At 36.7% G+C, this 13,342-nt stretch carries 11 protein-coding genes; 5 read left to right on the top strand and 6 right to left on the bottom strand.

Features of this window, described 5'->3' with window-relative positions; translation table 11 throughout:
* Positions 1-15: 15 nt before the first annotated feature.
* The 4 genes from JST55_07470 to JST55_07485 form a co-directional block, all read right to left on the bottom strand.
* On the bottom strand, positions 16-789 hold the full coding sequence (locus JST55_07470; protein MBS1493331.1) for an SDR family oxidoreductase: 774 nt from the start codon (positions 787-789) through the stop codon (positions 16-18).
* A gap of 224 nt (positions 790-1,013) precedes the next feature.
* A complete protein-coding gene (locus JST55_07475; GenBank protein ID MBS1493332.1) occupies positions 1,014-1,736 on the bottom strand; it encodes a class I SAM-dependent methyltransferase in 723 nt (240 codons plus the stop codon).
* Positions 1,737-1,752: 16 nt separating this feature from the next.
* Entirely contained in the window at positions 1,753-2,262 is a 510-nt protein-coding gene (locus JST55_07480; protein ID MBS1493333.1) for a hypothetical protein, read from the bottom strand.
* Positions 2,263-2,600: 338 nt separating this feature from the next.
* Complete coding sequence (locus JST55_07485; GenBank protein MBS1493334.1) at positions 2,601-3,311, bottom strand: FAD-dependent oxidoreductase; 711 nt, start codon at positions 3,309-3,311, stop codon at positions 2,601-2,603.
* Positions 3,312-3,467: 156 nt separating this feature from the next.
* On the opposite strand from JST55_07485, the gene JST55_07490 reads away from it, so the two are divergent.
* The 5 genes from JST55_07490 to JST55_07510 all read left to right on the top strand — a co-directional run bounded on the left by JST55_07490 (position 3,468) and on the right by JST55_07510 (position 11,637).
* Complete coding sequence (locus JST55_07490; GenBank protein MBS1493335.1) at positions 3,468-4,091, top strand: LemA family protein; 624 nt, start codon at positions 3,468-3,470, stop codon at positions 4,089-4,091.
* Between the two features lie 24 nt (positions 4,092-4,115).
* Complete coding sequence (locus JST55_07495; protein ID MBS1493336.1) at positions 4,116-6,554, top strand: NTP transferase domain-containing protein; 2,439 nt, start codon at positions 4,116-4,118, stop codon at positions 6,552-6,554.
* Between the two features lie 56 nt (positions 6,555-6,610).
* Complete coding sequence (locus tag JST55_07500) at positions 6,611-7,081, top strand: PTS sugar transporter subunit IIA (GenBank protein MBS1493337.1); 471 nt, start codon at positions 6,611-6,613, stop codon at positions 7,079-7,081.
* 38 nt (positions 7,082-7,119) lie between these two features.
* Positions 7,120-8,835: a M61 family metallopeptidase gene (locus JST55_07505; protein ID MBS1493338.1), complete on the top strand. Its 1,716-nt coding sequence runs from the start codon at positions 7,120-7,122 to the stop codon at positions 8,833-8,835.
* A gap of 78 nt (positions 8,836-8,913) precedes the next feature.
* Positions 8,914-11,637: a pyruvate, phosphate dikinase gene (locus JST55_07510; GenBank protein MBS1493339.1), complete on the top strand. Its 2,724-nt coding sequence runs from the start codon at positions 8,914-8,916 to the stop codon at positions 11,635-11,637.
* A gap of 305 nt (positions 11,638-11,942) precedes the next feature.
* Here JST55_07510 and JST55_07515 read toward each other — a convergent pair whose 3' ends face one another.
* Positions 11,943-12,587, bottom strand: coding sequence for a rhodanese-like domain-containing protein (locus JST55_07515; GenBank protein MBS1493340.1), 645 nt, complete (start codon positions 12,585-12,587; stop codon positions 11,943-11,945).
* A 443-nt stretch (positions 12,588-13,030) separates the two neighbouring features.
* Positions 13,031-13,321 carry a hypothetical protein gene (locus JST55_07520; protein ID MBS1493341.1) on the bottom strand — a complete coding sequence of 97 codons (291 nt, stop codon included), beginning with the start codon at positions 13,319-13,321 and terminating at the stop codon, positions 13,031-13,033.
* Positions 13,322-13,342: the final 21 nt, after the last annotated feature.

Raw genomic sequence — 13,342 nt, forward strand, 5'->3', positions numbered from 1 at the left:
TTTTTAACTTAAAATTTACCTGTTCTTTTGAATTTTATACACCGTTGCAAGAACCAATTTCCTTGGCATTAAGCGGGTTGCAAAGGCAAGAAGTTTATTCATAAATCCTTCGATAGCTACATATTTTCCTTTCATCATTGCATTGTATCCGCATAAAGCAACTTCGTAGGAAGTAGCATTCACACCTTTAGCTAGTTTGGATTCTGTAATGTTAGCGGCTTTCTGAAAATTTGATTTAGTCGGACCCGGGCATAAACAAGTAACCGATACATTTGTATCTTTGAGCTCATAAGCCATTGCTTCGGAGAGCGATAGCACGAATGCCTTGGTGGCATAGTAAACACTCATAAGCGGACCCGGCTGGAAAGCCGCAGTTGAAGCAACGTTCAGAATCCTCCCGCTGTTTCGTTTAACCATTGGTCGAACAAATAATTTAGTAAGCTCGGCCAGAGCAAGAACATTCACCTGAATCATTTCCTCTTCTTTTTTCCAGTCGGTCTCGTAATAATTTCCGTAGCCGCCAAAACCTGCATTATTGATTAAAAATTCAACTTCCATCCCTTCTTTTAGGAGCTCAGAAAAGATTTCTTTAGGAGCATTTTTATCCGCTAAATCTTTTGTCAAAACTTTAACCTTGATTCCATAATCTTTTTCAAGCTCCCGGGCTAATTTTTTTAGCTTATCTTCCGAACGGGCAAGAAGCACTAAATCTGAGCCATTTTTTGCGAAAATTCTTGCAAACTCAAGTCCTATTCCTGATGATGCGCCTGTTATTAATGTTGTTTTCATTTATTTGAAATATTTATCAAAGTCTAATTTTAGCTCAAAATCGCAAAAGTTTCGCGAAAATTTTTTGTATGAAAATAATTCGTTGTTATTTTATTGACTTATTCCGAGATTACGTAAAGTTGAAAATATATCTATGATTTAACATATAAATATTTGCACAAAATCTTAGTCTTTTTCGTTGCGAAGCCGGAGCATCGCAACGAGAGGTCTATTTTAATACCTCCTCACAATTTTTCGCAAACTAAAATCAATCGCCTTGAGCCGAGCTCAAACTTCTCGCCTTTTATCGAACCGTATCCTTTAAATTTGCCGAAACCGTTTTTGGCAAGCATAGTGGTAAGCTCTTTGTAAGAATACAATCTTATGCTGCTGTGCTGCGATTCCTTCCCGAGCGTCCACTTCACATTTATTCTGCTCGTCTCCAGATCCAGCACGCGCTCTTCCTTCATAGGAACATTTCCATATCGCATATCAGATTTCGGTTCAAAGATTTTAATTATCGTCTCAAGTGTATGTGTCTCTACTAAAAACTTGCCTCCTTTTTTTAAACTCTTCGCCGCTGCTTTCACAAATTTTTCATTATCATCATCGGAGAAATATCCGAAGCTTCCGAACCAGCAGATGACTGCATCAAATTTATTTCTATAGGAGAAATTCCTCATATCTCCTTCAACATAATTAATTTTAAGCTTATCCTGTTCTGCTTTCTTAATTCCGGATTCAAGAACATATTTATTGAACTCTATCCCTGTTACATTCATTCCCTTTTGAGCGAGTAGATTAGCTATGCGTCCGAATCCGCAGGGAACATCAAGTACAAACATTTCTTTTTTAAGCTTCATTACTTTACAGATGAAGTCAGTCTGCTCCTTATCCTGCTCCGGAGTGTAAACGCCGAACTGAACCTTCTGCCAGAACTTGAAAAATTTTTTATGCCAGTCTTTCATGAAACGGATTTTGAATTTATGGGAAATTTGAGTCAGTAAAATAATACCACTTATCATCTATTTTTTTGATAGATGATAAGTCTCCATATAAAGGAGGATTTGATGATTCAGATGTTGTATAAACAAGCCCGGATCTTGGCTTTAGGGAAAATATTGTGTTATCTTTATTCATCCAAATTCCATTATAATTGTTTTCTTTCAAAAATGATTTTAATTTTTTAAATTTATCATAGGGTATTTTATGCTTTATTAAAAAATCCTCAAGAAAATCACCATTGGTATTTTTAATTTTTGAAAACTCTTGTTTCCAAAATAAATCTTCTTCAGAATAATATTCTTTGCCTACATCTATTGTAAAATCATAAAATTCATCGTTTTCTTTAATTGTTATATAGTAGTGAAGAATCTTGAGTTTATTGCATAATAAAATTCCTCCCATATTTTCCTTATATCTAGATATTTTCCATAAATTGGGCATTTCTCTAAATATCTTATCTATTTCATAAAATTTATCTTTATTTTTCAAATATTCACTTTCTGTTTCGCTAAACGAATCTTCAAAGGAACAGCTATTAAAAAATATTAAAATAAAAATTACAGCAATAAGAACTTTTAAATTATATTTTAGTTGAAATCTCATATTAAAAATAAATGTAGCAAAAGTTCTGTAAGAAAAAATGATAGCAGAATTTTAATTTAGACCTCCCCCTGCCCCCCTCCTTATAAAGGAGGGGGAAGCATTGTGGTCGTTGGTCTGAAGACCAACGACGGCGGTAAATCTGATGTCACAGATATATTCTTATGGTTGTTGGTCAGGAGACCAACAACGGCATAAATTCCGGAAACAGACAACTAGCAACTAACTCATATATTCTCTATGAAAATTTTATCCTCAGGCACACCGGAATTTACCAGCACCTTTATTGCTTCACTCAGCATCATGGGCGGACCTGTAACAAAAAAAACGTGCCTATAAATTTCCTTCACATATTTTTTGAAAATCTCCTCTGAAAAATATCCTCTTTCAGTTTTTATAGTTTCACTACCTTCTTCTAAGATCGGAATGAAAGTGAAATTGTTTTTCTCTTTATCAAGATTTTCAAATTCACTTAAAAATACCGAAGTCTCTACCGAGCGGTTTGCATAGAAAAGAATAAGCTCTTTATCTATTTCCCTTTCATTAAAATCACGCAGTATGCTTCTTACGGGAGTTATACCCGTGCCCCCTGCAATAAATACAGGGATAAAATTGCTTTCATAAATTTTTTTACTGTGAATTTCTCCCCGCGGCTCATCAAATAATAGCTGAGCACCAATGGGAAGATTTAAGATCGCATTTGAAAAATCAGAGCCTGATTTTCTTATAATGATTTCAATTTGCTTTTCACCCGGAGCATTGGCAATTGAAAAATGCCTTTCATTTCCTTTGCCGTCAGTAGCATTCAAATCAGGAATTGTAACAGTAAAAAACTGTCCTGCCAGAAACTTTATACCTGAATCATTTTTATCAAAATATAATCCGTACGTATCTTTGAGTATTTCTTCTTTTCTTTCGAGCTTTAACTTATATGCCATTTAGTGTATTATAAATTCAAGATAATAAATTTAAAAGTAAGAATAAGTTCTTAGTTTAAAGGGAATTATTTTGCAGAAATGCCCGTTTTCCTTAAAAATATCAGAATTGTATTTCATAAGGCTTACTCGTATTTTTAAAATTAAATTACACTATATATGACTAAAAAATTCCATTATATAATTTTCATTTTTATTATAGGCATCTTCTCTGCTAATTTTTACGGATGCGGATATAACTCACTTGTGCAGCAGGAAGAAAAAGTAAACGGCGCATGGTCGCAGGTTGAGAACCAGTATCAGCGCAGAGCTGACCTTATTCCTAATTTAGTAAATACTGTAAAAGGTTATGCAGATTTTGAAAAAGATGTGTTAACAGAAGTTACAGATGCAAGAAGCAAAGTCGGTTCAGTCCAGCTTAAAGCGGAAGATTTAAACGACCCTGAAAAATTCCAGCAGTTCCAGGCAGCTCAGGATAAATTATCATCCGCGCTTTCAAGATTACTTGTAGTATCTGAAAATTATCCTAACCTAAAAGCGAACGAAAACTTTTTACAGCTTCAGTCACAGCTTGAAGGAACGGAAAACAGAATAGCAGTCGAAAGAAAAAAATTCAACGATGCAGTGCAGGAATATAATACATCAATAAGAACTTTCCCGACTGTTATTTCAGCAAAGATATTCGGATTCAAAGATAAAGCATACTTCAAATCAGTAGCAGGCAGCGAAAAAGCTCCGGACGTGAAGTTTGACTTTAACAAAAAAGAAGGCGACAAAAAATAATTCCTCTAATTATTAATTGACATAATGCAAGCTATTGTGATGGCGGGAGGGTTTGGCACACGCTTAAGACCTCTCACAAATAACATTCCGAAACCGATTGTACCGATTGCTAACAGACCGATACTTGAACATCTTATGGACTTATTGAAGATGCATAAGATCGACGATGTTACCGTGCTGCTTTACTATCAGGCTGAGCATATAAAGAATTTACTCGGCGACGGTTCAAAGTACGGAATGAATATCCGTTACGTAAAGCCTGAGCAGGATTTCGGGACAGCCGGCGCAGTAAAACTTGCAGAAGAATTTATTACAGATGATTTTCTTGTTATAAGCGGAGACGTACTTACTGATTTTAATTTATCCGATATACATAATTTCCACGTTGAAAGAAATTCTACAGCAACACTTTCTTTATTCAGCGCAGAGAACCCATTGCAGTTCGGAATTGTTCTGACAGACGGAGAAGGAAAGATTGTAAGATTTTTAGAGAAGCCTTCTTCATCTGAAGTTTTCTCGGATACTATCAATACCGGAATTTATTATTTCAAAAAAGAAATTTTCGATTACATACCTGCAGGAGAGAACTTTGATTTTTCAAAAGACCTCTTCCCGTACCTTTTACAAAACAATATTCCTTTATACGGATTTAAAAGCACAGGCTACTGGCGTGATGTCGGTAACCTTGAAGAATATATTTACGCAAACTTAGAAGCGCTACGCGGAGACCTTGCTTATATAAAAGTAAAAGATGTAAAGGGTAACTGTATCGATGAGACAGCAAATATTTCCCCGACTGCTTTTATAGAGAACAGTATCATTGGTAAAAATGTAACAGTAGAAGCAGGCGCAAACATTAAGAATTCTATAATCTGGGATAACGTAAGCGTAAAATCCAAAGCAAGAATTCTGTTCGATGTTATTGGTAAGAATTGTAAGATTGGCGAAAATGCAAGAGTGAACGATTTTGTTTTTATGGGAGATAATTGTGAAGTCGGTAAGAACGCCTTCATTAGCTCAAGCATAAAAATATGGGATAAGAAAAAAATTGATAACAATGCAAAGGTTACTCGAAGCTTAATATACGAAGATACATTCTTTAATGAGCTGTTTACGGATTCAAGAATTTCGGGACTCTCGAACTTGCAGGTAAATCCTGAGTTCGCCTCGAAGCTTGGTTCTGTTTACGGCGCTTTCATAGGAGAAAATAAAAAAGTTGTGCTTGCGCGTGATATAGATGATATATCGAATATGATCAAGCGTTCAATTTCATCCGGAGTTATGTCCACAGGATTGACTGTGAAAGATTTGCAGATGTCTTCTATTCCGTTACTAAGACAGGAATTAAAGGGCGGCGCAGGTGCAGGAGGTATTTTCGTAAGAAAGTCACCGTTCGATAAAGCAACGACCGACATCATCTTCTTCGATAAAGACGGTAAGGATTTATCTTCAAGCAAAACAAAAGGAATAGAAAAATTATATTTCAGTGAAGAGTATCAGCGCGCTGATTTCTTCATGGTAGGCTCTATTAAATATCCTGAAAGAACGATTGAAAAATATAAAGAGCACTTCTTACGCAATCTTGATGTTGAAGCTATTAGAAAGAGAAGATTTAAAATTGTACTTGATTACAGTCACGGTATAACCGCAGAGTTATTCCCCGATATACTTGGGGAGTTTAACATTGAAACGGTTTCGCTCTCTGCTCATTTGGATAAGGATAAAATTACTAGAACTCAGGAAGAGTTTGATGTTGCATTCAAGCAGTTCTCGTATGTAGTGCGCTCACTGAATTACAACTTCGGATTCATGATTGATTCCGGAGGCGAAAAGATATGGATAATGAACAACGAAGGCGATAGAATTGACGGCGACAGGTTCTTAGTATTGGTAACGAAGATGTTCTTAATGGTAAATCCGGAAACGAAAAAAATCGCAGTGCCAATACAGGCAACCAGAGAAATAGATTTAGTTGCAGAAGAGTTCGGAACTGAAGTTGTAAGAGTAAAAGACAGCCACTATGCAATGATGACTGCATGCGATGACAAAGAAGTTAAGTTTGTCGGCGGAACAAAGGGAGGGTTTATTTTCCCTGAGTTCTTATACGCTACAGACGGTATGTTTGCCATAGCGAAAATCCTTGAGCTTTTTGCTAAGACAAAATCAAACGTTCACGATATACTTGATGAGACGAAGAAATTATTTATGATGAAAGAAAACATTGATTGTACAAAAGAAGATAAAGGTAAGGTGATAAGGAAGTTCATGGAAGATAATACTCAGTATGACCAGATTTTAATTGACGGTGTGCTGCTGACATTAAGTAAGACCGATACAATTTTATGTATTCCTGATAAAAGCAGAGATATAATCCATTTGAATATTGAAACAGATTCACAGGGCAAGACTGAAAGCTTAATAAAAGAATTCAAGAAAAAAATAAAAAGTTATTTATCCGAATAATTGGAGTAGTTCGTAACTGAAAGAAATAATTTATAAATTTAATTCTCAGATGTAAAATGAAAATCAGTGAAATTTTAGCGGAAAACATTATATCAGTTGATTTAGAGGTTGCAGATAAGAATGATGCAATAAACAAAATAATTGATCTTGCAAATAATTCAGGAAAGATAGTTGATCTTGAAAAAGTAAGAAGCGCAGTTCTTGAAAGAGAAAAACTGGTTTCTACGGGAGTTGGGAAAGGTTTTGCAATTCCTCACGGTAAAACTGATGCAATAACGGATATCACTGCAGCTTTTGCAGTATTAAAAAATCCAATAGATTTTGAATCAATAGATTTAGAACCGGTGAGGTTTATTTTTCTTTTAGTAGGAAAAGAAAATTTATTGAATGCGCATATAAAACTGCTTAGCAGGATTTCAAGATTAATGAATAAAGATGATTTCAGAAGAAGACTTGCAGAAGCAAAAACAAGCAAGGAAGCTCTGGATATTTTCAAAGAAGAAGAACAAAATTTTCTGGATATATAATATACAGTACCACTTTAGTATAACTCAAATTTAGCCACTTGTCACACGCTATCAACTACGCCATCTCGTTCACCAATCCGGCATCACATTATTGCGAGATTGAAATTCAAATTAATAATATTAAGTCCGATGCTGTTACGTTATTCCTTCCGGTATGGACTCCCGGCTCATACATGATCCGTGAATTTGCAAGACAAGTTCAGAATACGGAAGCATTCTCTTCAGCAGGAAAAAAATTAGATATTCATAAAACACGAAAGAACCATTGGGAAGTAAACACAAAGGGTGAAAGTTCTTTCATAGTTAAATATAAAGTTTATTGCAACGAGCTTACCGTACGCACAAGCGAGATAACGGATGAGCATGCTTTTATAAACTGCTCAAATGTTTTCATGTCGGCAAAGGGAATGGAGAATGATAAGTGCTCCATTAAAATAAATCCTCATGCTTCTTGGAAAACAATTTCAACAGGATTGGAAAAGATCGGGGATAACTTATACGAAGCAGAAAATTACGATGTACTAGCAGATTCTCCAATAGAGATCGGAAATCAAAAAGTTCTGGAGTTTGAAATTCAGAACATAAAGCATTACATAGCTTTAACGGGAAGATCGAATTATAATGATGATACTTTAATAAAAGATTTTAAAAGAATTGCAGAAGCGCAGATAAATTTCTTCGGCGATATTCCTTACAAGCATTACACATACATCTGTCACTTAGTCGCAAACGGCGGCGGCGGTCTTGAGCATTTGAATTCGTTTGCAGTGCAGTTCCCGCGCTGGGCATTTACCGATGAAAAATTATATAAACAGTTTCTGGGATTAGTATCTCATGAGTTTTTCCATTTATGGAATGTAAAAAGAATAAGACCTGCGGAGCTCGGTCCGTTTGATTACGATAACGAAAACCATACTACCGGACTCTGGGTTGCAGAGGGATGGACAAGCATTTACGATAACATTTTCATAAGAAGATGCGGAGTGCTGGATAACAAAGAGTATTATGAATTTATAGAGAAAGAAGTTAATGATATAATGCGCTTCCAGGGAAGATTCAATCAGTCGTTGTTTGAATCCAGTTATGATACATGGATAAAATTTTACAGACAGGATGAGAATTCAAAAAACTCACAGGTATCATATTATACTAAAGGCGCTCTTGTTGCGCTTATGCTGAATATAGAAATAATTACATCGAGCAATTGTGAAAAGTCCTTAGACGATGCGCTTAAAGCTTTTTGGGAAGACTACAAGAAAAATCCTTCAAGAGGATTTACCAATGAAAGAGTAAAAGAAATTTGTGAATCACTTGCAGGAAAAGATCTGACTGACTTCTGGAATAAATATTTACTGGGACTTGATGAGCTGCCTCTATTCGATTACTTCAAAAAAGCAGGACTTGAAGCGAAAAATGTAAATGAAGATTTAGTTACATTTGATATTGAAACAAGCCAGGCAAACGGCAAAGTGCTTATCACAAAAGTATATGCAGGCGGCTGCGGATACACGGGCTGCTTAAATACGGGTGATGAAATAATTGCTATTAATGATATACGTATAGAAAAAGATTACGAGAAGATTCTGAAAGAATATAAACACGATGATGAAGTAAAAGTCCTTGTAAACAGAAAAGGATTCATAAAAGAATTTTTTATAAAGCTTACACCTGCAATACCGAAATACGAAATTTCCGAAATTGAAAATATGACTGACCACCAGAGAAAAGTTCTGAACAAATGGCTTCTGGGTTAATATAATTTACTGCTCGAAATTTACACTCCGTTCTTTAAAGTTTAAGAAAAAAATCCAACAACACTAAACCAATATATTATGCCGCAAAAATACGTTTACTTCTTTGGCGGGGGCAAAGCCGAAGGCGACGCGAAAATGAAAGAACTCCTTGGGGGCAAGGGAGCCAATCTTGCAGAAATGGTAAATATAAAATTACCTGTACCAGCGGGATTCACAATCACTACTGAAGTCTGCACATATTATTATGCACATAAAAAGAAATTTCCGCCTGAGTTAAAAGCACAGGTTCTGGATTCGCTTAGAAAGACTGAGAAGGTGATGGGATGTAAGTTCGGAGATGTAAAAAATCCGCTACTTGTTTCAGTACGTTCAGGCGCGCGCGCTTCAATGCCGGGAATGATGGATACAATTTTAAACTTAGGATTGAATGATAAGACCGTTGCAGGATTAATAAAGAAAACAAATAATCCAAGATTTGTTTATGACTCCTACAGAAGATTTGTTCAGATGTACGGAGACGTTGTACTCGATTTAAAACCTACCAATAAACACCAGATAGATCCATTCGAAGAAATAATAGAACACAAGAAAAAAAACAAAGGTATTACAAACGATTTAGATTTCACAGCTGATGATTTGCGTGACCTGGCAATTGAATTTAAAGCTGCTATCAAGAAAGGAACAGGTGAAGATTTCCCTGATGACCCAATGGAACAACTATGGGGAGCAGTAGGTGCAGTGTTCAGATCATGGATGAATGACAGAGCTATTGTTTACAGAAAGCTGAATAAAATCCCTGTTGAGTGGGGAACTGCCGTTAACGTGCAGGCAATGGTATTCGGTAACATGGGTGATACATCAGGTACAGGTGTTGCGTTCACACGTAATCCTTCCACAGGAGAAAATGAATTCTACGGTGAGTTCCTTATGAATGCGCAGGGTGAAGACGTTGTGGCAGGTATTAGAACTCCGCTGCCGATAAGCGATTTAAAAAGAGAGAATAAAAAATTATATGACCAGCTTGAAAAAGTAAGAAAAACTCTTGAGCAGCATTACCATGATATGATGGATATTGAGTTTACAATTCAGGAAGAAGTTCTTTATATGCTTCAGTGCAGAGCAGGAAAAAGAACGGGTCTTGCAGCAATTAAAATTGCAGTGGATATGGTAAGGGAAAAGCTTATCAATACAAAAGAAGCAATTATGAGAGTTGAGCCGATGCAATTGAATCAGCTGCTCAGACCTATATTTGATTTGAAAGAAAAAGAACTCGCAATCAGGAGCGGTAAGCTTTTGACAAAAGGACTGAATGCAGGTCCCGGCGCTGCAAGCGGCAGAGTATATTTTAATTCATATGATGCTGTTAACGCAAAAGCCCGCGGTGAAAAAGTTATCCTTGTAAGAATTGAAACCTCTCCGGAAGATATCAGAGGTATGAATGCTTCTGAAGGTATTTTGACATCTAAAGGCGGAATGACTTCTCATGCTGCTCTTGTTGCAAGACAGATGGGTAAGGTGTGCGTTGCCGGCGCGGGAAATCTTGATATAGATTACCTGTTAAAGACTGCAAGAGTAAAAGGTAAAACGATGGAAGTAAGAGAAGGTGATTATATTTCTATAGACGGTTCTACAGGTGAAGTCATAATCGGAATGCTTGAAACAAAACCATCGGAAGTTCTTCAGGTATTAATTGATAAAACTATGAAGCCTGCCGATTCAAGAATATACCGCTACTATGATAAGTTTATGGGATGGGTTGATAAGAACAGAGAAATGGAAGTAAGAACAAATGCAGACCAGCCTGACCAGTCAGAAAACGCTGTCGCATTCGGAGCAGAAGGTATCGGACTTTGCAGAACTGAGCATATGTTCTTTGGCGGCGACAGAATTGATGCTGTGCGTGAAATGATTCTTGCCTACAGAGAAGAAGGAAGACGAAAGGCATTGGATAAACTGCTACCTTATCAGAGATTAGACTTCGTTGAAATCTTCAGAGTAATGAAGCAAAGACCTGTAACGATTCGCTTGCTCGATCCGCCGCTTCATGAATTCCTGCCGCATACAGAAATTGAAATCCGTAAGCTTGCAGTTATGATAGGTACTCACGTAGATGAAATTAAGTATAAGATTGACTCGCTATCTGAATTTAATCCTATGCTTGGTCACAGAGGATGCAGACTTGGAATTTCATTTCCTGAAATTACTGAAATGCAGACGAGAGCAATTTTTGAAGCAGCAGTTGTTGTGCATAAAGAAGGATTGAAAGTTGTGCCTGAAATTATGGTACCTCTTATAGGCCATGAAAATGAATTCAAATCACAGGAAGAAGTTATACGCAGAGTTGCAGAGCAAGTCATGACAGAGAAAGGCGTTAAGATAAATTACAAAGTCGGTACGATGATTGAAATCCCGAGAGCAGCGCTTGCTGCAGGGAAAATTGCCCAGTCAGCAGAGTTCTTCTCATTCGGAACGAACGATTTAACTCAGATGACATTCGGACTTTCAAGAGATGATGCAGGTTCATTCCTACCTTATTATGTTGAATCCGGAATTATAAAGAGCGACCCCTTTGAATCGATTGATATCGACGGCGTTGGCGTACTTATGGAATTTGCAGTAAGAAAAGGCAGAGAAGTTAAGCCCGACCTGAAAATCGGAATCTGCGGAGAGCACGGCGGAGAGCCTGCTTCAGTTGAGTTCTGCCACAGCCTGGGACTTGATTACGTAAGCTGCTCGCCTTTCAGAGTCCCGATTGCAAGATTGGCTGCTGCAAGAGCAAATCTGAAAGCACATGTTAAATAATTGAAATATAATCGATATAAAAGCAAAAAGGCTCAGAGCAATCTGAGCCTTTTTTGTTTGAACTTTTATTTGAAATTCTTAATAGAGCTGTAGGGGAAGGACTTGAACCTTCATGGAGTAGTTAGCCCTCTTACCCGTAGGGAAGAAAATTTTTCCTAGAACCTCCGCCGCCGAGACCGGACGGTGTGTCTGCCAGTTTCACCACCCTACAAGGTGTCTACAAAAATAGACAATTTAGGGTAAAATTTCAACTGATTTATATATTAAAATTGTTGTTTTATTCTAAGTTATTATTATTATTGCTTTTATTTAGAAACAGCAGTTCCTTCAAATTCCAGCCTTTTGTCGTAAATATTAACAAACTCTCCCAGTTCATAAACATTCCTGTAACCGTAGCCATAGAGATTTGTATAAGTCGGAATATTCAGCGCAAGTGTTATGGGCTTTAATGCAATAACTTCGACTCCCGGCTGAATATTATTTTCCTTGGTCGGATCGACGATACTAACATTTTGAGATTCACCTTTTTGTTTTTGCAGCAGAATATTCTGTGTGTTCAAAACTTCCGGCATTACCATTTTGGTAGGGAAAAACTGTCTGTCGTCTTCAAAGTTATTATTGCAGTAAATTAGAATCTTTGTATCATAAGAAGGGATTACCTTAGCAAGCGCTTCCTGAGTGAAATCAGAAAAGTTCAGATGAATTGCGCCTTTAATATGCTTTGCATTATACATTGCATCGGAGCGCGCATCAAGGATTATCACTCCCGGCTTTTTTGCCTCAGCGTTAAATTCATCAAGAGTGAGCAGTCTTGTTTTTCTGTGCTCTTTGACTTCAGCAATTAATTTTTCATAATCGTCAAAACTGACTTTTGAAGGTTTGGTAATCTGCGCCTGAACGGTAAGGGAGTAAAAAAAGAGGGCGATTAAAACTAAGTAGAATTTTTTCATATAACTGGGTTTATATTAAAATTTAGTACTGTTTATAACGCTGAAAATTTAATTTTGTTCAAAAGTCGGGTTATGGTCGGATTTTGAAACACTGATTAATATGATTTTTAAGATGACACAGAAAAAAGTCGCAAAATAGTCGCATTTTCAGAAACTCGTTCTTGTAAAAACAACACCGGTAATTTTCAAATTCTTTTTGATGAATTTTTGATGGATTATTATGTAAAGTTGAATCCATCTTAACCACAGGGGCGCCCTCCACGAACCGGAGGTTCGTACGTCCAAAGCGAAGAATTGAAACTTCGATTCTTCGCTTTGCGCGTGTCCCGATTTTTAATCGGGACGGAGGGCACCCCCGAAATAACTGGATAAACACCTTAATAATATAAAAAGAACTTTGACCAAAATAAACCGAATCTTACCTATTAGCAGGTATGGGGAAATTAAAATGCTTGCAACGTCTGCTCAATTTTCTTCATCGCATCTTCAACCTTACCCGGCGGAGCGTTGGTTTCCCACGATAGTTCATATTCACCGTCCCTTGCAATTATTTCCGCATCTACATGGAATTTAACGATGAATCTTTTTTCAGCATGGACCTTATATCCGTCCGTGATCTTCGTTACCTCAACGTCGTTGCCTGATATTTCGTATTTGAATTTTTCTTTCAATTTTTCGAGTGAATCTAAAAGCTCCTGTTTAGTCTTTCCCGGCTTTTCAATAATTTTTTTCATTTATAACCTTATATTAAGTTT

It is taken from the genome of Bacteroidota bacterium, from assembly GCA_018266835.1.
Taxonomy (GTDB): domain Bacteria; phylum Bacteroidota; class Ignavibacteria; order Tepidaquicellales; family Tepidaquicellaceae; genus JAFDZO01.